The sequence below is a fragment of the Streptomyces sp. GESEQ-35 genome (assembly GCF_017948485.1).
Taxonomy (GTDB): domain Bacteria; phylum Actinomycetota; class Actinomycetes; order Streptomycetales; family Streptomycetaceae; genus Streptomyces.
Genome location: NZ_JAFFSX010000007.1, coordinates 92184 through 110938 on the forward strand (window position 1 = coordinate 92184; position 18755 = coordinate 110938).

Annotated in this window: 18 protein-coding genes; 6 read left to right on the top strand and 12 right to left on the bottom strand. The window is 68.7% G+C overall.

What is annotated here, in order from left to right; genetic code table 11:
* Positions 1-11: 11 nt before the first annotated feature.
* From KCH87_RS15990 to proP, 3 genes are all read right to left on the bottom strand, one after another.
* Entirely contained in the window at positions 12-683 is a 672-nt protein-coding gene (locus tag KCH87_RS15990; protein ID WP_210586752.1) for an O-methyltransferase, read from the bottom strand.
* A 101-nt stretch (positions 684-784) separates the two neighbouring features.
* On the bottom strand, positions 785-1936 hold the full coding sequence (locus KCH87_RS15995; protein ID WP_210586753.1) for a DUF2330 domain-containing protein: 1152 nt from the start codon (positions 1934-1936) through the stop codon (positions 785-787).
* 253 nt (positions 1937-2189) lie between these two features.
* Positions 2190-3548 carry a glycine betaine/L-proline transporter ProP gene (gene proP, locus KCH87_RS16000; RefSeq protein ID WP_210586754.1) on the bottom strand — a complete coding sequence of 453 codons (1359 nt, stop codon included), beginning with the start codon at positions 3546-3548 and terminating at the stop codon, positions 2190-2192.
* Between the two features lie 388 nt (positions 3549-3936).
* Between proP and KCH87_RS16005 the strand changes: the two genes are divergently transcribed.
* Positions 3937-6018 (top strand): bifunctional glycosyltransferase 87/phosphatase PAP2 family protein, encoded by a 2082-nt coding sequence (locus tag KCH87_RS16005; RefSeq protein ID WP_210586755.1) that lies wholly within the window; start codon positions 3937-3939, stop codon positions 6016-6018.
* Here KCH87_RS16005 and KCH87_RS16010 read toward each other — a convergent pair.
* The 3 genes from KCH87_RS16010 to KCH87_RS16020 are packed head-to-tail and all read right to left on the bottom strand — an operon-like array spanning position 5981 to position 9422.
* Positions 5981-7117 (bottom strand): hypothetical protein, encoded by a 1137-nt coding sequence (locus KCH87_RS16010; RefSeq protein ID WP_210586756.1) that lies wholly within the window; start codon positions 7115-7117, stop codon positions 5981-5983. The two genes, KCH87_RS16005 and KCH87_RS16010, sit on opposite strands and share 38 nt — an antisense overlap.
* Complete coding sequence (locus KCH87_RS16015) at positions 7114-8166, bottom strand: hypothetical protein (RefSeq protein WP_210586757.1); 1053 nt, start codon at positions 8164-8166, stop codon at positions 7114-7116. The genes KCH87_RS16010 and KCH87_RS16015 overlap by 4 nt, the downstream gene beginning before the upstream one ends.
* A 35-nt stretch (positions 8167-8201) precedes the next feature.
* The gene (locus KCH87_RS16020) at positions 8202-9422 is read right to left on the bottom strand and encodes a glutamate-cysteine ligase family protein (RefSeq protein WP_247196299.1); all 1221 of its coding nucleotides are present in this window, start codon (positions 9420-9422) and stop codon (positions 8202-8204) included.
* A 234-nt stretch (positions 9423-9656) separates the two neighbouring features.
* Here KCH87_RS16020 and KCH87_RS16025 point away from each other — a divergent pair, with 234 nt between their 5' ends.
* Positions 9657-10523: an alpha/beta fold hydrolase gene (locus KCH87_RS16025; protein ID WP_210586759.1), complete on the top strand. Its 867-nt coding sequence runs from the start codon at positions 9657-9659 to the stop codon at positions 10521-10523.
* A gap of 14 nt (positions 10524-10537) precedes the next feature.
* On the opposite strand, the gene KCH87_RS16030 is transcribed toward KCH87_RS16025, so the two are convergent.
* Positions 10538-10963 carry an ATP-binding protein gene (locus KCH87_RS16030; RefSeq protein ID WP_374199002.1) on the bottom strand — a complete coding sequence of 142 codons (426 nt, stop codon included), beginning with the start codon at positions 10961-10963 and terminating at the stop codon, positions 10538-10540.
* A gap of 74 nt (positions 10964-11037) precedes the next feature.
* Here KCH87_RS16030 and KCH87_RS16035 point away from each other — a divergent pair, with 74 nt between their 5' ends.
* Both KCH87_RS16035 and KCH87_RS16040 read left to right on the top strand, forming a co-directional pair.
* Positions 11038-11886 carry a helix-turn-helix transcriptional regulator gene (locus KCH87_RS16035; protein ID WP_210586760.1) on the top strand — a complete coding sequence of 283 codons (849 nt, stop codon included), beginning with the start codon at positions 11038-11040 and terminating at the stop codon, positions 11884-11886.
* On the top strand, positions 11846-12055 hold the full coding sequence (locus KCH87_RS16040) for a DUF397 domain-containing protein (RefSeq protein WP_210586761.1): 210 nt from the start codon (positions 11846-11848) through the stop codon (positions 12053-12055). Before KCH87_RS16035 ends, KCH87_RS16040 begins: the two co-directional genes overlap by 41 nt.
* Here the strand turns inward: KCH87_RS16040 and KCH87_RS16045 are convergent.
* On the bottom strand, positions 12039-13208 hold the full coding sequence (locus KCH87_RS16045) for a steroid 3-ketoacyl-CoA thiolase (protein WP_210586762.1): 1170 nt from the start codon (positions 13206-13208) through the stop codon (positions 12039-12041). The two genes, KCH87_RS16040 and KCH87_RS16045, sit on opposite strands and share 17 nt — an antisense overlap.
* A gap of 269 nt (positions 13209-13477) precedes the next feature.
* On the opposite strand from KCH87_RS16045, the gene KCH87_RS16050 reads away from it, so the two are divergent.
* Positions 13478-14713, top strand: a complete 1236-nt coding sequence (locus tag KCH87_RS16050; protein WP_210586763.1) for a cytochrome P450 — start codon at positions 13478-13480, stop codon at positions 14711-14713.
* A gap of 135 nt (positions 14714-14848) precedes the next feature.
* Here the strand turns inward: KCH87_RS16050 and KCH87_RS16055 are convergent, their stop codons facing one another.
* The 3 genes from KCH87_RS16055 to KCH87_RS16065 all read right to left on the bottom strand — a co-directional run bounded on the left by KCH87_RS16055 (position 14849) and on the right by KCH87_RS16065 (position 16496).
* Positions 14849-15139, bottom strand: a complete 291-nt coding sequence (locus KCH87_RS16055; RefSeq protein ID WP_210586764.1) for a hypothetical protein — start codon at positions 15137-15139, stop codon at positions 14849-14851.
* Between the two features lie 132 nt (positions 15140-15271).
* Positions 15272-15964, bottom strand: a complete 693-nt coding sequence (locus tag KCH87_RS16060; RefSeq protein ID WP_210586765.1) for a YoaK family protein — start codon at positions 15962-15964, stop codon at positions 15272-15274.
* Positions 15965-16007: 43 nt separating this feature from the next.
* Positions 16008-16496 (bottom strand): TetR/AcrR family transcriptional regulator, encoded by a 489-nt coding sequence (locus tag KCH87_RS16065; protein ID WP_210586978.1) that lies wholly within the window; start codon positions 16494-16496, stop codon positions 16008-16010.
* A gap of 193 nt (positions 16497-16689) precedes the next feature.
* On the opposite strand from KCH87_RS16065, the gene KCH87_RS16070 reads away from it, so the two are divergent.
* Positions 16690-18132 (top strand): aldehyde dehydrogenase, encoded by a 1443-nt coding sequence (locus KCH87_RS16070; RefSeq protein WP_210586766.1) that lies wholly within the window; start codon positions 16690-16692, stop codon positions 18130-18132.
* Between the two features lie 74 nt (positions 18133-18206).
* On the opposite strand, the gene KCH87_RS16075 is transcribed toward KCH87_RS16070, so the two are convergent.
* Positions 18207-18626, bottom strand: a complete 420-nt coding sequence (locus KCH87_RS16075) for a transglycosylase SLT domain-containing protein (protein ID WP_210586767.1) — start codon at positions 18624-18626, stop codon at positions 18207-18209.
* Positions 18627-18755: the final 129 nt, after the last annotated feature.

Consider the following 18755-nt stretch of genomic DNA (forward strand, 5'->3'; position numbering starts at 1 on the left):
CCGGACAGGCCCTACGCGAGCACGCGGGCGAGCGCGAAACCGTCGTATCCCTTGCTGCCGACCGTCTGGACCGCGGTGCCGCTCAGCCTCGGGTGGGTGCCGATGAGTTCGATGGCGGAGCGGGTGCCCCGGACGTCCGGCGAGGTGTCGTCGGGGTCGGCGACGCGCCCGCCGCGGACGACGTTGTCGATGATGATCAGGCTGCCCGCGCGGGTGAGCTTGAGCGCCCACTCCACGTAGTCCGGGTTGTTGACCTTGTCGGCGTCGATGAAGACCAGGTCGAAGGGGGCCGGGTTCTCGTCGGCGAGCTGGGGAAGCGACTCCAGCGCCGGGCCGACCCGCACCTCGACGACCTTGTCGAGGCTCGCGCGGGCGATGTTGCGGGTGGCGACCTCGGCGTGCTTGGGGCTGTACTCCAGTGAGACCAAGCGGCCGTCGGAGGGGAGCGCACGCGCCATCCAGATGGTGCTGTAGCCGCCCAGGGTGCCGATCTCCAGGATGTTGCGGGCGCCCTGGATCTGGGCGAGGAGCTGGAGCAGCTTGCCCTCGGACGCTGTGACACTGATGTGCGGGAGTCCGGCGGCCTCGCTGTCCCGCAGGGCCGCCTGCAAGTCGTCGTCGTCCGGTGAGAGATGGGCGGCGAAGTAGAAGTCGACGTCGTCCCAGAGCTGCGACTCGCTCATGCGCCTGTGCCTTTCGTATGGCTAGTTAGAACCGCTAACTAGTTGCACTAACGAAGGTACTCGCCTGTGGGTTCCCTGTCAGCGTGGCCTGTTGGCCGGTTTCAGTCGATCGGCCCAGGCGCGTGGGGCGGCAGCGGGGGCGCGTCCGGTGGCAGTGGCAGGGACCGCTGCCTGGACCGTCGTACGAAGATCACCGTCGCCGCCGTGACGGCCGCGGCCAGACCGCCGACGACGGTCAGCAGCCAGGCCGGGATGCCGACGGCCGTACGGAGGTGGTCCTCGTAGATGACCTGCTGGAAGGGGGTGTCGGCCGGTGCCCGGCGCAGGACGTGGTCGCCGGAGATGGCGGCGGGCCGCGGGAACTCCTGGCCGATGGCCGTCAGGAACGGAGTGCCCGCGGCGAGCTCGGCGAGCGGACCGCTCCGCGCGCTGACACGGCCGGCGTAGACGACGCGGGGGCGTGCGCCGCCGATCGAGGACTCCGGTTCCATGCGGTGGGCGGCGAGGACGTACAGGCCCAGTGACTGCGAGGTCGCCGCCTGCCGGGACAGGCGCATCGGGTAGACGGGCTCGTCGGCGGCGAAGGTGAGGTGGAGGGGGTCCAGGACGCCGCCGAGCGGGATGCCGGCGGTCTCGGGGGTGAGGCGGACCGCGACGTACTCCCAGCGGCGGTCGACGTACGGGCGCAGTTCGCTCTCCAGGCGGGCGGGGAGGGTGAAGCCGTTGGCGCCCAGCCAGTTGCCGAGCGCGTCCGGATCGCGGGCGGTCAGCCGGGCCACGTCGAACGGGCCGAGGCGCTGACGGCCGACCACGCCGACGCCCGGAGCGCCCGGCCCGGCGCCCGGTGGCGGGGGGCCGCCGGCTCCGTTGCCGGAGACGAGGGGCCAGTCGCCGTCCTCGGGCCAGAAGTGGTAGCGGTCGCGGTGCACGGGGGCCGTGGTGCGGTCCAGTTCGTCGAAGAGGGCCGGGTCGCCGAGGCGGACGGTCGCGCGGGCCGGAACGGGCATGATCCAAGCGGCACGCTCGGCGTCACCGGCGACGGTCAGCCGCATCACGATCTGCTCTTGCCGGCCGTCCCAGCGGACGACGGAGACCTCGCGGTCGACGGCGACATTCTGTTGGGCACCGGGGATCACCGCCCCACAGCCGCAGGCGTACGCCGGGGCGAGCAGGGAGCCCAACTGGACGGCGAGCAGGGCGAGTACGACGGTGAGGACGCGCGCTTTCGCCCCTCCTCGTGGATGAACCGCCATTCCCTGTGGCCCTCCTCTGTCCCGGCAGGGATCAGACGGTACGGCAGAGGGGCTGGTTCCGGAGGTGGAGATCCAGCTGTAGTCGTCTGCGGGTCCGCCGTGGCTGGTCGCGCAGTTCCCCGCGCCCCTTCGGGCGCTGCCGAACCGTACGTGACAGCCGAAGAGCAGCGCCCCGTAAGGGGCGCGGGGCTGTGCCGATATGCGGCTCCGCCGCGTGGGCGCGACCAGCCCCCACCGGCCCGCGGTAAAAGATCTAACCCTCCACCGACGGCGGCGAGCCGGGCAGCGGCCTGCCCGCCGACTCCGTCATCCTCCAGACCGCGAAACCGCCGATGACGGCCGCCGCCATCATGTAGTACGCGGGCATCATCATGTTCCCCGTCGCTCCGATCAGGGCCGTCACCACCAGCGGCGTGGTGCCGCCGAAGAGGGACACGGAGACGTTGAAGCCGATCGAGAGGGAGCCGTAGCGGACGCGGGTCGGGAACAGGGCGGGCAGCGCGGACGGCATCGCGGCCGTGAAGCAGACCAGGAGAAGGCCCAGTGCCGCCATGCCCAGGCCCACCGCGGCCAGGCTGCCCTGGCGGATCAGGAGCAGGGCCGGGACGGACAGCAGGAGGAAGCCCGCGCAGCCCGCGGCGATGAGCGGGCGGCGGCCGATGCGGTCGGTCAGGGCGCCCGCGAAGGGCTGCGCGATCATCATCAGCGCCATCACGACCAGCACGACGAGCAGACTGTGCGTCTCGTCGTACTTCAGCTCGCTCGTGAGGTAGCTCGGCATGTACGACAGAAGCATGTAGTCGGTGACGTTGAAGACCAGCACCAGGGCCATGCACAGCAGCAGGGCACGCCACTGACCGGTGATCATGTCGCGCAGCGGCACCTTCGGGCGGTTGGTCTCCGCCTTCTCCAGCTCGGCCGCGAACGCCGGGGTCTCCTCCAGCCGCATCCGCAGATACAGACCGATGATGCCCATCGGGCCCGCGATCAGGAACGGGATGCGCCAGCCCCAGGAGAGCAGGTCGTCCTGCGAGAGCAGCGCGGTCATCAGCGTGACCAGGCCCGCACCGCCGATGTAGCCCGCCAGCGTGCCGAACTCCAGCCAGCTGCCGAGGAACCCGCGCCGCTTGTCGGGCGCGTACTCGGCGATGAAGGTGGACGCGCCCGCGTACTCGCCGCCGGTGGAGAAGCCCTGCACCAGCCGGGCGGCCAGCAGCAGGACCGGGGCGCCGACGCCGATCACCGCATACGAAGGGATCAGACCGATCGCGAACGTGCCCGCCGCCATCATGATCATGGTGACGGCGAGGACCTTCTGACGGCCGATCCGGTCGCCGAGCGGCCCGAAGACCATGCCGCCCAGCGGACGGACCAGGAACGCCGCGGCGAACGCGCCGAACGTGGAGAGCAGCTGGGCCGTCGGGTTGCCCGACGGGAAGAAGACCTTGCCCAGCGTCACCGCGATGTAGCTGTAGACACCGAAGTCGAACCACTCCATGGCGTTGCCCAGCGCGGCGGCCTTCACAGCACGCCGGATCAGGGCCGGGTCGGTGACGGTGACGTCAGGGGTGGTTGCGGGGGACGGGGGAATCGCTACTGCGGCGGTCGCCAACGCTTCGCTCGCCTGCTTTCGACGGGGACATGGACGCGGCCCGCGCGGCGACGGTGACGGCGGGCCGAAAATCGACCATAGGTGCAGGTCAGCCGCTTACGTACCGTGCCCGGGTCGATGCGCGATGCAGTTAAACGGGGCATATGCAGGGACGTATGTCCATCGCGCAAGCGCCTTGACCGGATCGAGTTGTGATCCTTCTCGCGCCCTGCGGAGGCAACCTACCCACCCCCGCACTATCGTCTTCCGGACAAAAGGAGAGCGGACGTCAGGTGAAGACGGGATGGCCTGCGTCCTACTCCGGGGGTGGTGCGAGCCTCATAGGGTTCGCATAGTGATCTCACGCGTGGTGACGCGTGGGGCGAACGGGGCGGGAGGCCGACGAGGCGTGGCGAATGCGGAACACAGCGGGCGACCGGCGGGTGCGTTCGGAGCGACGTCCATCGGCACGGCCAGGGCACGCCTGCGCGCGGCCCGCCTGGGACTGTGGCTGGTCGCCGCGATCCTCGCCGTACGGCAGGTGGCCGTTGTCCTCGGCACCCCGCGCGGAGAGCGGCTGACGGATCTCGAGACCTGGGTCGGCCCCGACGGCGTCCTCCATGTGAAGGGCTCGCTGTACGACTCGACGCAGTTCACCGGCACGCCCTTCGGCGGGCTGGTGCTCAAGCCCCTCACCCGTTCGGCCGAACAGGCGCTCGGCTGGGGCTGGACCTTCGGCACCCTGCTGCTGGTCGTCGCGCTCGGCCTGGTCGTGGCCGGCGCCCTGCCCAAGCCCGTGACCTGGCGGGCCTCCATCCTGGCCGCGCCCGTCGCGATCAGCCTGCTGATGCTGTCGCTGCCGGTGCGCAACGCCTTCTGGTCCGGCCAGACCGGCATCATCCCCGTCCTGCTCGTCCTGGCCGGCTGCTTCGCCGTCCGCGGCGAGCGCGCCAGCGGCGTCCTGATCGGCGTCGCCGCGGCCCTCCAGCCGACCGTGCTGCTCTTCGCCCCGCTGCTGTGGTTCACCGGCCGGCGCCGGGCCGCCCTGTCCACGGGGATCACGTTCGCCGCGTGCACGGTGCTCGCCTGGCTGGCGATGCCGCACGACTCGTACACCTACTGGGTCCACCACATGGCGGGCACCGGCCTCGGTGGCGCGGCCGACGACCTCGCCAACCAGTCCCTGCACGGCGCGCTGCTGCGGCTGGGGCTCTCCGGTCCGCTGGAGATCGGCCTGTTCCTGGCGCTCGGCGCGACCGTCGCCGTCCTCGGCCTGCGTCGCGCCGTGCGCTACGCCCAGGACGGCCAGCTGCTGCTCGCGGTCGCGGTCACGGGCTGCGCGGCGATCGCGGTCTCGCCGACGACCTGGCAGCACCAGTTGCTGTGGGTGCTGCTCGCGGTCGTCGGCCGGGTCGGCAAGCGGGCCTCCGACCGCTACGTCTGGCCGGTGGCCGTCGTCATCGTGATGACGCTGCCCGCGAAGATGGTGCTGCCGAACATGTCGGCGGTGTACACGCTCCGTGACAACGTCGTCCTGCTGGCCGCCGTGGCCGCCGCCACCGTCATCCCGTTCCTGTCCAGGACGTCCCCGTACTACCGCTCACCCATCCCGACGGAATACGCCCCACCGGTCCCGGCCCGCTTCAGGCACATTCCCCTGCTCCCGTTCCTGCGCCGGGTCCTCACCCGCCCGAACCTCCTCCTGGAGCTCCTGCTCATCCGCGTCACCTACGCCGCGTACCAGAAGGTCCGCCTCGCGGCGACCGGCAGCAGCAACGCGGACGCGGAGGGCCGGGCGACGGCCGAGCACCACGGTGACCAGATCCTGTCGCTCGAACGGTTCCTGCACATGGACGTCGAGCACTGGGCGAACCACGCCGTGGTCAAGGTCGACTGGCTGCGGGGCTTCTTCGACTTCTACTACACGTCCTTCCACTTCGTGGTCCCGCTGAGCGTGCTGGCCGTGCTGTATGTGCGCCGCCCGGTCGACTACCGCTGGGCGCGTGCGTCCCTGGGCCTGACGACGCTGCTGGCGCTGGTCGGCTTCTGGCTCTACCCGCTGGCACCCCCGCGCCTGATGCCGGGCTTCGGCATCATCGACACGGTCCACGGCGTCCAGGACTTCACGAAGCCGGACTACGGCACCCTGACCGCCCTGACGAACCAGTACGCCGCGATGCCGTCCCTGCACTTTGGGTGGTCCCTGTGGTGCGGCCTCGTCATCGCGATCATCGCGCCGAGATGGTGGATGAAGGCGCTGGGGCTGCTGCATCCGTTCTTCACGCTCACGGCGATCGTCGTGACCGGGAACCACTGGATTCTCGATGCGGTGGGCGGGGCGATGGTCGTGGGGGCCGGGTTCGGGCTGGCTTATGCGTTCCAGGGGCCGCGGGCCCGGACGGTGACTGCGGTGGCGGTCGGCGCGGAGCGGGAGTTGGCGCCTTCCGGCGGCATCACCGGCCCCGGACCAGGACTCCCACCTCGTGCTTGAGGAAGGCATCCTGGCAGAACTCGAAGTGGTCCACCCTGCGCAGGTCGAAGACCTGCCGGATGCCCCGCTGACGGGCCAGCGCGACGACGTCGTTGAACCTCTGCTCGAAATGAATGGAGAAGAACACGCGGGTTCTGTCGCTGACGGACCTGACGCGGTCGATGCGCTGGAAGAAGAGGTCATAACGGCCGTCCGGCTCCCAGTAGCTCCATAAATCCGCCGCGTGGCGCTGGACCTGTGCCAGATTCTTTCCGCTGATCTTGTGGAGGTATTCGCAGACGTTCTGGAACTCGATGAGTGCTTCCGGAATCTGCGTGATGCGCTTCAGCTCGGCCAGCGGCTGTTCCGGGTTGAGGTGGGCTATTTTCCCCGAGATGACCATCGTGGAGTGGTTGATGTTCGGGTCGAGCAGCAGCACCGACTTGAGCTTGGGCTGCCGCTCCGGGTGATCCCGCCACAACTCGGCCAGGCGGAACAGCATGTCGCAGCCGACCGAGAAGCCCACGAGGGTGATCCGCTTGTACGGGTACTGCCGCTGGAGATTGTTGATCGCTCCGCTGATGAGGTCCGTGTGGGCGGCGATGCCGATCGGGCGATAGCGATGATCCCTCGCCTCCTCGACGTTGTGCCCGAACAGGGTGATGGCGGCGGTGTGCTGCCGGGCGACGTTCATGAACGGACGGAAATCGTCCGCGTCGAGGCCGAGTCCGTGCAACAGGATGATGAGATCGGAGGATTCCGTACGACGCTCCAGGTACCAGAGCTGTCGGCCTATCACGGCATTGTCCGAGGGAAGGTCCTCCTCGAAGTCGTCCGCGTGGATGTCAAAGGAATGCCGCACCACTTCGCGGCGTAACTCGCGGCGGCGTTCGGCGAGTCCGCGGGCCCACCAGGCGACCGAGAAGACGGCTGCCACGGCCAGGATCACCAGGGTTCCGCCGGCCACCACATGACTCCACGTCCAGCCGATCACGGACCGTGCCTCGTCGCTGTAGATACCGATGGCGGTTCCCAGGACGGCACCCACCAGCGTCACGGACGCTTTGTGCCGGGCGGCGAATCCGGCCGCCCTTTCGACCAACTGCGAGCTGTGGATCATTGCCCCCCACCCTGCCCCACAAGCTCCGTCAAGCCATTGCGTACGGTCACCGTTCCCATGAAGTGGCCGTCGGACACATCGGCGACATGCAACGGCCGTGTGCTGCCGTCCTGATAGGCGTGTACGACACAGCCCATTCGCGCCAGCGCATGGCTGGGCTCCATGCTCAGCAGCATGCCCGGGGTTCCCAGCGCCCCCATCACCGTCTCGACGATCCGGTTCCTGGTGTCGTCGTCGTACTGATAGAGCACGAAGCTGCACGTCACTACGTTGATGTGATGGGCGCGCAGGAATGCGGCAAGGGCAGGGAAGTCGAGGATGTCGAGCGGCCGCAGCGCCATCCGCGTGCCCGCCGTCTCCGCCTGGCCCAGCGACCACTGCACTTCCTCGAAGCGCTGCTCGTAGTAGTCCGAGGGGCCGTGGCAGGTGCGCACCCAGTCGAGCGTCGGCAGCGGCGGACGGTCGACACCGCCGACGAACTCCAGCGGGATGATCCGGAACGGCAACGGCGCGGGGTGCCAGCGCAGATCTCCCGCGAAACGGTCGTAGACCACCTTGTTGTTCAGCTGGCGGGGCAGCAGCCCGACGCTGGTTCCGAGGTCGAGGAGACGGACCCGCCGGATGTTCCGGAACGCGGCGAAGGCTCCGATGACGAGTTGCGGCAGCAGGAACCGACGTGCTCCGGTGTACGAGTTCGAATGGCTGTCCATCAGGCGCAGGACATCGAGGGCCTGTTCCGACAGGGCACGCGCGAGGGCGGGCACCCGACGGGAGGCGGACAGCTCCGCACGGAAGACGTCCGCCAACCCCCTGTCCTGGAGCGCCAGTTGTCGGACGGCGATGCCGAGCAGGGTGATGGCGTGGGCGTCGCTGATGTGCGGGCGCCGTTGCCACATCGCGGACAGCAACTGGTCGAGCCCGGCGGAGGCTTCGGACCGGGCCACCTCGCTCAGGCACTCGTGGAACAGGGACCAGCCGTGGTTGCCCTGCTGGTGCTGCCGCATCTCGGCCAGGGCCGTGAGCAGCGACTGCTTGCGCGTTGAGAGCACGGGCCTGCACTCCTTCGCAGACGGAGGACGGGAGGTCACGCAACCGCCATGCGGTTCGGCAGCCGCAGCTGCGCGGGGGAGAGCCCGCGCAACGTGTAGTCCGCGGCGAAGCGCTCCACCGCGCCGAACACCTCCGGGGCCACGCCCAGTCGCCATAACCCTCCCAGGGCCAGCCGGATGACCGTCCGTGCGAGGGCACGCAGATGGGGGTCGGTCAGACCGTGTCGTGCGGCGTCGATCCAGTCCTGACGTGTGGGCGCCGAGGCGAAGGGGCCGATGAGCGAGGCGACCGCGTCGGACGTGGCCTCGTCGTCCATGAGCGCGGCCACCACCGCGACGGGCACCACCCAGTCGTCGCCCCTCTGGGCGTCGAGCATGCGCAGTTCCAGATGGCCGCAGGCACGAACCGGCGGAACCAGTGACTTCAGGTGATGGAAGACATCGTCGACCCCTACCGCCCGTGGGCCGGTTCCGCGCAGCCACCGTCTGAGGGACAGTCCGGCGGGCGCCGGCTCCCAGACGGCCGCACGGTCGTCGGCCGGGTCGGAGTCCGTCCGCTGTATGGCCACGACTTGTGCGTCCAGGGCGTACCGGGTCCATACGCTGCGCGGATCACTGCCCGACGGCAGCGGTCCGCTACGGAACCGGTCGGCATGGAAACGCAGCAGCTGCCGCCCCGAGAGCGCGGCCGGCTCGCGGGGGCCGTGTGCCTCCAGCACGGGGGAGTTGGCGAACATCGCCATCAGCAGCGGACCGAGCGAGTTGGCGATCAGCCACCGCCGGGACCGCCCCCGCCACCCGGCGGAGCCGTCCCCGGCATCCACGTTCACCTGCACGGAAGCGGTGTTGCACAGCAGAGTGTCACCGGCGCTTCCGAGGTGAGCGTAGTAGCGCTTCAGCGCCTGGTAGCGCGGCAGCGGGACGCTGAAACGAGGAGGCCGATGGTCCAGCCCGGCTCCCACCAGCCGCATCCCGGTCTCCCGCGCCCGCCCTCGAAGGACCGCGAGATCGGCGGCCACGGAATCGACGCAGCCCTGAAGCGACGGGTACGGCAGACCGCTCAACTCCAGCTGCCCGCCGGGCTCCCAGGAGACCTGGCCTCCGTCCGGGAGGGTCCGCCCGGCCACGCGATCGACCTCTGCAAGTTCCTCGGGACGGGGTCGGCGTGCCGGGTCGTCGACCGGCTGAAGAAACCATTCAAGCTCCACTCCTATCCGCCCCACCCGGTTTCGCGACAGCGAATGCTCGAAGATCATTCGTTTCGCGTCCGACTCACTCAACGCACTCAACGCACTTTCCAAGAAGCACGCCCCCGGTCGATGGCTGGTCAAGTCGTACAGCCATCATTACGCCAGATCCTTTTTACCCGCGTCCAGGGTGCGAGGCGTGGGGGTATGGCCCGGGTCAAGAAAAAGCTGGATTCCTGCCCATGTGGGCCGGGTATTGGACTATGGTCTTGGGTCTCCGGCAACGGGGTCCATCATCTACCCATGAAGAGAGTGACTGATTCCATGGCTAGCGTTTCGTCCTCCGGCCACTTGGCGCACAAGCGTTTCGGTCAGTTGACCTATTTGGAGCGAGTGGCCGATTCTCATGGGATCAGTATGTTCTTTCATGGGCTGGGACTGGACGAGCGGGATTATCAGGAGTACCTGGAGACCCACGACACCCATGGCATCGCCGTCAGCCTGGCCGGCTATGCCCCGGGGCACCCGGATCCGCTGCCTCCGGTGCCCGCGAGTCGGCATGTCGAGATGGTGGCTGACCTCGTGGAACAGGTCAGCCGTAAGAATCCGGACAAGCGGATCGACCTGGTCGGGTTCTCCCTGGGGGCCGATCTGGTGCTCCAGCTCGCGGAGTTGTGGACGGCCGAGCCCGGCCGCAGGCGCCCGCCGGTCTCCGGTGTTCTTCTGCTGGACCCCAACGTGAATCAGTCGACCATGACGATCTCCCGCCTTTTCGCATCCGCCGACCGCCGTGATCCCACGCCCGCGCTGAAAGAGCTGGTCGGTCTGGCGCAGGATCGTGAAGTGCTGCGTTCGCTGTGCAGCTATGTCATCAAGATTTCGTCGAAGGATTTCGGCCAGGTGCATCGGCTCGCCAACGACATGATCCGTTACTGGGAGCCGGTTGGATACGATCAGTTTGGTGCCCGTGTCGCCCGTGTTGCCGAAATCGCTGATGTGGTGAATATCGTTCTCTCCGCCGATTACGGGAAGCACCTCCCGGGGATGAAGAATGCGGTGCGGCGATATCATTCGCACGCGACGGATGTCTCCCTCAACATCACAGAACTCGATCATTTCGAGCTCATTGAGAACGAGTTTCTGTCAAGGGAGTTGAAGGAGATCGGGTGACGACGGGCTCCTCGTCACCCGCACTCGAACCACACGGTCTTGCCGGCCTCCCCCCTCCGGTCCACCCCCCACTTGTCGACCACCGCGTCCAGCAGCGCCAGCCCCCGCCCGTCCTCCGCCTCCAGGCACAACGCACCGCGGGCGTGGGGAAGTTGGGGTGACCCGTCCGACACCTCCACCCGCACCCCCGCCGCCAGCCGCAGCACCAGCACGCCACACCGCCGGTCCGGAACATGCCGTACGACATTGGCGACCAGCTCGGTCACGGCCAGTTCGGCGGCGTCGGTCAGTTCCGCCAGCTCCCACTCGCGCAGCAGCGAGCGGACGATACGGCGGATGTGCCGCGCCGAGTGTTCGCCGACGGTGAGGCGCATGGCGTACCGGGCGGGGCGGGCGCCCAGCAGGGTGGGCGGCAGGGCGGGGGGAATGTGTTCGTTCACACTGCAAGGCTGGCCTGGCGCAACTACTCTGGGCTACCGAACGGATACAACTGGTTCTGGAGTGGGGGCTGTTAGTGACGCACATCAACGTCCTTGATCCGGGAGCGTCGCCGCTCGACTACTACGGCTTCGAGCTGCGCCGCCACCGGGAGGCGGCCGGGCTGACGCAACGCCAGCTCGGGGACATCCTCAACTACACCGGCTCACTGGTCGGCCAGATCGAGACGGCACGGAAGCTGCCGACGCCGGAGTTCAGCCAGCGGGCCGATGCGGCGCTGGAGACGGGCGGGTTGCTGTACCGGCTGGTCGACCTGGTGCTGCGGAGTCAACTTCCGGCGTGGTTCAGGCAGACGGCGGAGCTGGAAGCGCGGGCGACGGAGATCTGCACCTTCCAGACCCACATGGTGCACGGCCTCCTCCAGACCAAGGCCTACGTCCGTGCCGTCCTCGGTGTGCTCGACGAGACCAACCTCGACGACCGCACCGCCGTACGGCTCGCCCGCCAGCGCATCTTCGAGAAGGAGGAGCCGCCGGTCTTCTGGATGATCCTGAGTGAGGCCGCGCTGTACCAGGAGATCGGCGGCCGGGAGGTCATGCGGGAGCAACTCGTGCATCTGTTGGGCTTCGAGAGCAATCCGCGGATCAATGTGCAGGTGTTGCCGTTCTCGGCGGGGGCGCATGCGGGGCTGCAAGGCTCGTTCAACGTCTACCGCTTCCCCGGTGACCCGACCATCGTCTACACCGAGGGCTACGGCAGCGGGCACCCCAGCGCCAACCCGGACACCGTGAAAGACTGCTCGCTCCGTTACGATCATCTTCAAGCCGCCGCGCTCTCCCTCAGGGACTCGGCGGAGCTGATCCGGCGGGTAATGGAGGAACGCTATGGCGAGCAACGCGATTCCGGCGGAGATCCAGTGGCGTAAGTCCAGCTACAGCGGCGACCAGGGCGGCGATTGCGTCGAGATCGCCGAGATGCCCGCCACCATCGCCGTACGAGACTCGAAGAAGACGACGGGCCCGGTGCTCACCTTCCGGCCCGCCGCCTTCTCCACCTTCGTCGACTGGACGACGACGGCTACAGCCGCTGAATGATCGTGCCGGTGGCGAGCCCGCCACCCGCGCACATCGTCACCAGCGCGAACTCCTTGTCCGCGCGCTCCAGTTCATGCAGTGCGCTGGTGATCAGCCGGGCCCCGGTGGCGCCCACCGGGTGCCCGAGCGCGATCGCACCGCCGTTGACGTTGACCTTCGACAGGTCCTGTTCGAAGACCTGGGCCCAGCTCAACACCACTGAGGCGAAGGCCTCGTTGATCTCGACGATGTCGATGTCCTTGAGCGACATGCCCGCCTTGCCCAGCACGGTGCGCGTGGCGTCGATCGGGCCGTCGAGGTGGAAGTGCGGGTCGGCGCCGACGAGCGCCTGAGCGACGATCCGGGCCCGGGGCCGTAGCTTCAGCGCCCGTGCCATCCGCTTGGACGCCCACATGATGGCGGCCGAACCGTCGGAGATCTGCGACGAGTTGCCCGCCGTATGGATGGCCGTCGGCATGACCGGCTTCAGGCGGGCCAGCGCTTCCATGGACGTGTCGCGCAGCCCTTCGTCCTTGTCCACGAGCCGCCACATGCCCTGCCCGGCCCGCTGCTCGTCCTCGGTCGTGGGTACCTGGACGGCGAACGTCTCCTTCTTGAACCGCTCCTCGGCCCAGGCGTTCGCGGCCCGCTCCTGGGAGATGAGCCCGAGGGAGTCGACGTTCTCGCGGGTCAGACCGCGATGCCGCGCGATCCGCTCGGCGGCCTCGAACTGGTTGGGCAGGTCGACGTTCGACTCGTCGGGGAACGGCTTCCCGGGCCCGTGCTTGGACCCCGAGCCCAGCGGCACGCGCGACATCGCCTCGATGCCGCAGCTGATGCCGACGTCGATGACGCCGGCGGCGATCATGTTGGCCACCATGTGGGAGGCCTGCTGCGAGGAGCCGCACTGGCAGTCGACGGTCGTGGCGGCCGTCTCGTACGGCAGCCCCATCGTCAGCCACGCGGTGCGGGCGGGGTTCATGGACTGTTCGCCGGCGTGGGTCACCGTGCCGCCGACGATCTGCTCGACGCAGTCGGCGGGGATGCCGGTGCGGCCGAGGAGTTCACGGTACGTCTCGCCCAGGAGATAGGCGGGGTGGAGGTTGGCGAGCGCGCCGCCGCGCTTGCCGATGGGGGTGCGTACGGCTTCGACGATCACGGGTTCCGCGGCCATGGGGGTGGGTCCTCTCCTCGGGTTACCCGCGCGGCGCGGGGGCGTCCCGGCCCTGCCCGCCACGCAGAACTAGTACGCGTTCTAGTTCTGCTTGCAGTCTGCTGACAGGATGTCCACTGCCGCAAGGGTCGTGCAGCCTCCGAAGTTGCGATCTGCACGAACTCCGCACGCAATTGGGAGTGCCGTACCCCTTGCGACTTGTAGAACCCGTTACTACCTTCACGGCGATTCCCCGTTACTGATGGACCGTCAGATGGCCGGAGCCGCCGATGTCCTGTCCAGCGCTTCCCGACGGGTTCGACTTCACCGACCCCGATCTGCTGCAACACCGAGTCCCCCTGCCGGAGTTCGCGGAACTACGGCGGGCCGAACCGGTCCGCTGGATCCCCCAGACGTCCAACCTGGCGGGATTCCAGGACGAGGGGTACTGGGCCGTCACCCGGCATGCGGACGTCAAGTACGTCTCCACGCACCCCGAGCTCTACTCCTCCTACCTCAACACCGCGATCATCCGCTTCAACGAGCACATCGAGCGGGACGCGATAGACGCCCAGCGTCTGATCCTCCTGAACATGGACCCGCCGGAGCACACGAGGGTCCGCCAGATAGTCCAACGGGTCTTCACGCCGCGCGCGATACGGGCGCTGGAGGAGCGGCTGCGGACCAGGGCGGCATCGATCGTGTCGGAGGCGCGCGCCAACCCCGGCCCCTTCGACTTCGTCACGTCCGTCGCCTGCGAACTGCCCCTCCAGGCCATCGCCGAGCTGATCGGCATCCCCCAGGACGACCGGACCAAGATCTTCGACTGGTCCAACAAGATGATCTCGTACGACGACCCGGAGTACGCGATCACCGAGGAGGTCGGCGCCGAGTCGGCCACCGAACTCATCGCGTACGCGATGAACATGGCCGCCGATCGCAAGCAGTGCCCGGCGAAGGACATCGTGACCACGCTGGTGTCGGCGGAGGACGAAGGGAACCTCCGCTCCGACGAGTTCGGCTTCTTCGTGCTGATGCTGGCGGTGGCGGGAAACGAAACGACCCGCAACGCCATCACCCACGGCATGCACGCGTTCCTGACCAACCCTGACCAGTGGGACCTGTACAAGGCGGAGCGTCCGGCGACGGCGGCGGAAGAGATCGTCCGCTGGGCGGCCCCGGTCAACTCCTTCCAGCGCACGGCGACCCAGGACACGGAGTTGGGCGGCAAGCAGATCAAGAAGGGCGACCGGGTCGGCATCTTCTACGCCGCGGCCAACCACGACCCCGAGGTCTTCGACAACCCCGACAGCTTCGACATCACCCGCGACCCGAACCCGCACCTCGGCTTCGGCGGCGGAGGCCCGCACTACTGCCTCGGCAAGTCCCTGGCCGTGCTGGAGATCGACCTCATCTTCAACGCGATAGCCGAGGCGATGCCGGACCTACGGCTGGTGGGCGACCCACGGCGGCTGCGCTCGGCGTGGATCAACGGTGTGAAAGAACTCCAGGTCACCCTGGCCTGACCCATCGACCCGGGCCGGCGGCAGCTCCCGGCGCGCCGCCGGCCCGTCCCGAAGGGGAGGTCCCGGCACCGAGCCTGTGGCTCGGTGCCGGGACCTGTTTTTCTGCTCCCGGCCGCCTGTGCGGCCGTAACCCGCTCAGAAGGCGGTGTTGTCGCAACCCATGGTCGAGCCCAGGTGCTTGCCCTGGCCGCCCGAGTTGCCCTCGCCGTTGAGCCCGTTGCCCAGCAGGCCGTCGAGGATCCCGATCTGGCCGAGGATGTCGATGTTCAGGTCGTGCGACTTGCACTCGGTGCTCTGCTGGACGTTGTAGTTGCCGCCCTTGCCCTTGCCGCCGTCGTCGCCGTTGGCGCTGGCGGTGCCGGCGCTCAGAGCGCCGACGCTGCCGAGGATGGCGACCAGGACGGCAGCCTTGCGAAGCTTGTTCATGTCATCTCCGGTGGGTGAGGTGTGTGGGATCTGTAAAAGATCCGCTTCATACCGTTATGGGAGGTTAGTAACAGATGTGAAAGAAAGCTCGGTTTGACGCGCCGGGTTTTTTGTGGTTGGCGTCGCGTGCCGTCACTCCCGGCCCGATGCCGTCACTGCCAGCAGGGCGACCAGCACCGCCGTGATCAGCAGGGGGACGCCCAGGTTCACGTGGATCACCAGCCACGCGCCCAGTGCCGCGCCCGCCAGCATGGCCACGACCGAGGCGGTGCGGCGCGGGGAGTGCACGCCCGTGCCGCCGCCGGCGCGGGAGTCGGAGGCGAGGCCGGTCAGGGTCATCGTCAGGACCGTGGTGGTCAGATCGGGGATGCCGAGCTTGCGGACGGTCGCGTTGCGCAGGCCCATCGCGAAGGCTGTCACTGCGATGAGGGTGTACTTCGTGGCGGTGGCGTCCGGCGCCGCGAAGGCGACCGCGGCTGACGCGCCCAGGAGTAGTGCCTCCGCGGCGAGGGTGAGCCGAGTCCAGGTCCTGCGCGAGCCGCCGCCCCGCCAGGCCGCGATACGCCCGCCCGCCACCGCGCCCACCAGGAAGGACGCCAGTGACGTCAACGTGTGCGCAATGGAGAACCCGGGTGCCCCCGCCGCCGCGAAGCCGAGGACCACCACGTTGCCGGTCATGTTCGCCGTGAAGACGTGCCCCAGCCCCAGATAACTCACCGCGTCGATCAGCCCGCTGACCACCGTCAGCAACAACAGCACCGGCACCAGCCGCAGTCCGCGCGCCTCGGGGTCGTACGGCTGCGTCTCGGCCTTCTGCGTGCTCATGGAATCTCCGGTAGGAGTGGGACGGGTGGGGCGCTACGGGCGGTCACTCCGTGCCGAGCCCTCGCAGAAAGGTGTCTACGACCATGTCGGCGGCCTGCGCCGCGCTGAGTTCGGGCAACTCCTGTGAGGCCAGGTGCATGAGCTGTGGCAGCAGTGAACTCGCCCATGCCGTCGGGGTGTCCGCCCGGAGGAGTCCCTCGTCGGTGGCGCGCTGGAGGAAGGTGTCGACCTCCCGTATCAGGCCGTCACGCCGTTCGCGGATCGCCTCGTCGGCCTTCATCCGGGTGAGTTCCACGGGCCACTTGCGATTGACGCCGATGATCCCTTCGACGTACCGGTGCAGGGCCACGGCGACGGGAGCCTCGCGCAGCCTGGAGTCCTCGACGACCCGCTCGACGGCGTCGTATCGGGCCTCGTAGATGGCCGCCAGCAGTTCCTCGCGGGAGGCGAACCGCCGATAGACGGTGCGTCGGTCGACACCGGTCTCGGCGGCGATCGCGGCGACGCTCGCGCCCGGGTCGGCGGCGAGCATGCGCGCTCCGGTCGTCAGGACGGCTTCCAGGTTGCGGGCTGCGTCTGCTCTCACGTGGCGAGCATAGCTGGTGGTGTGGAACCTAGCCGCATTTATGCCTCATCATCGAGGTCGTAGGTATCATAAGTGCTACATTGAAGTGACAGTTAGTGGAGGCAGGGCAGTCCAGTCCTCAGGTCTTGGGAGAGAGCAAATGATCACGTACGACCGACTCTTCATCGCGGGTTCCTGGACCGCGCCGACCAGCCCGGAACTGCTCGACATCCTGTCGCCGCACGACCAGGAGGTGATCGGCCGTGCCGCGCAGGCCCTGCCCGCCGACGTGGACCGTGCCGTGGCCGCTGCCCGTGCCGCCTTCGACGAGGGGCCCTGGCCCCGCATGGCACCGGCGGAGCGCATCGACGTCGTCCGGCGGCTGAACGCGCTGCGTGAGGCGGGCGCGGAGAAGATCGCCGCCCTCATCTCCGCCGAGAACGGCTCGGCCGGATGGTTCACGCTGGCCGGGCAGCCGGGGCTCACCCGGCAGGCGGGGGCCTACCTCAAGGCGGCCGAGCAGTTCGGCTGGGAGGAGACCCTGACGCCGTCCGACTCCGCCTCCCCGACGCGGAGCGTGGTGCGCCGCGAGCCCATCGGCGTCGTGGCCGCCGTCATCCCGTGGAACTCGCCGTTCTCCGCGGCCCTGGCCAAGATCATCCCGGCACTGCTCGCCGGCAACACGGTCGTCCTCAAGGTGTCCCCGGAGAACTCGCTGAGCATGGGATTCCTCGCCGGGCTGCTGGAGCGGGCCGGTCTGCCGGAGGGAGTGATCAGCGTCCTGCCCGCCGACCGGGAGACCAGTGAGTACCTGGTGTCACACCCCGACGTGGACAAGATCGCGTTCACCGGCTCGACCCGGGCCGGCCGCAGGATCGCCGCCATCGCGGGCGAGCAGCTGAAGCGGGTCAGCCTGGAGCTGGGCGGGAAGTCGGCCGCCGTCATCCTGCCCGACGCCGACGTGCAACAGGCCGTGCAGGGGCTGAAGTTCGCGTCCTTGATGAACAACGGCGAGGCGTGCATCGCCCAGACCCGCATCCTCGCCCCGCGCGGCCGGTACGAAGAGGTCGTCGCCGAACTCAAGGACCTCGTGGAGTCGCTCAAGGTCGGTGACCCGAACGACCCCGACACGTTCATCGGCCCGATGGTCCGCCGCGACCAGCAGCAGCGCGTGCGCGACTACATCGAACTCGGCATCAAGGAAGGCGCCCGGCTCGTCACCGGCGGTCCCCAGGTTCCGCAGGGACTCGAGAACGGCAACTACGTCACCCCGACCGTGTTCGCCGACGTCGACAACTCGATGCGGATCGCCCAGGAGGAGATCTTCGGCCCGGTCCTCGTCGTCATCGCCTACGACGACGAGGACGACGCCGTGCGGATCGCCAACGACTCCGAGTACGGCCTCTCCGGTGGCGTGTGGTCCGCCGACCAGGCCCATGCGCTCGACGTCGCCCGCCGCCTGCGGACCGGCACGGTCACCGTGAACGGCGCACCCATCGCCTTCGACGGCCCGTTCGGCGGCCACAAGGCCAGCGGGATCGGCCGTGAGTACGGCGCGGTCGGGCTCACTCAGTACGTCGAGTACAAGACCGTCACCCTGTGACCCGGCCGGGGAATGGGTGAAGGCGGCGGCCCCGGGGATCGGGGGCCGCCGCCTTCACGTGCTGTGGGCCGGGATCAGTACCAGCCGTTGGCCTGCCAGAAGTTCCAGGCGCCGACCGGGCTGCCGTAGCGGTCGTTCATGTAGTCGAGACCCCACTCGATCTGGGTCTCGGCGTTGGTCTTCCAGTCCGAGCCGGCCGAGGCCATCTTCGAGCCCGGCAGGGCCTGGACCAGGCCGTAGGCGCCGGAGGAGGCGTTGGTGGCGTCGACGTCCCAGCCGCTCTCGTGCTCGACGATCTTGCTGAAGGCGTTGTACTGGGCGGTGCTCGGGATCATCTTCTTCGCGATCGCCTGCGCCTGGGTGGCGGAGGACGTGGACGCCGCCTGCGCCGGGGCCGCGGTCAGGACCAGGCCGGTGGCGGCAGCGGCCACGGCGGCGGTCGTGAGGGCCTTCTTCGGGGACGCGATGCGGCGGGCGATGCGGGAGACAGACACGGAGAACCTTTTTCTTCGGGGACAGTGCGTCGCGGGCAAGCCGGTGCCGCACGGAGGCGGTGGGGGCATGCATGGGCGCCGTGGCCCTGAGGGCACATCGGCGCCGTGCGACGTCATCCAGAGAAACAG

Coding starts and splice junctions, on each gene's coding strand:
- KCH87_RS16060 (WP_210586765.1), bottom strand. CDS start 15,964: ATGAGCACGCAGAAGGCCGAGACGCAGCCGTACGACCCCGAGGCGCGC.
- KCH87_RS16050 (WP_210586763.1), top strand. CDS start 13,478: ATGTCCTGTCCAGCGCTTCCCGACGGGTTCGACTTCACCGACCCCGAT.
- KCH87_RS16025 (WP_210586759.1), top strand. CDS start 9,657: ATGAAGAGAGTGACTGATTCCATGGCTAGCGTTTCGTCCTCCGGCCAC.
- KCH87_RS16040 (WP_210586761.1), top strand. CDS start 11,846: ATGGCGAGCAACGCGATTCCGGCGGAGATCCAGTGGCGTAAGTCCAGC.
- KCH87_RS15990 (WP_210586752.1), bottom strand. CDS start 683: ATGAGCGAGTCGCAGCTCTGGGACGACGTCGACTTCTACTTCGCCGCC.
- KCH87_RS16020 (WP_247196299.1), bottom strand. CDS start 9,422: ATGATCTTCGAGCATTCGCTGTCGCGAAACCGGGTGGGGCGGATAGGA.
- KCH87_RS16070 (WP_210586766.1), top strand. CDS start 16,690: ATGATCACGTACGACCGACTCTTCATCGCGGGTTCCTGGACCGCGCCG.
- KCH87_RS15995 (WP_210586753.1), bottom strand. CDS start 1,936: ATGGCGGTTCATCCACGAGGAGGGGCGAAAGCGCGCGTCCTCACCGTC.
- KCH87_RS16045 (WP_210586762.1), bottom strand. CDS start 13,208: ATGGCCGCGGAACCCGTGATCGTCGAAGCCGTACGCACCCCCATCGGC.
- KCH87_RS16065 (WP_210586978.1), bottom strand. CDS start 16,496: ATGCTCGCCGCCGACCCGGGCGCGAGCGTCGCCGCGATCGCCGCCGAG.
- KCH87_RS16055 (WP_210586764.1), bottom strand. CDS start 15,139: ATGAACAAGCTTCGCAAGGCTGCCGTCCTGGTCGCCATCCTCGGCAGC.
- KCH87_RS16010 (WP_210586756.1), bottom strand. CDS start 7,117: ATGATCCACAGCTCGCAGTTGGTCGAAAGGGCGGCCGGATTCGCCGCC.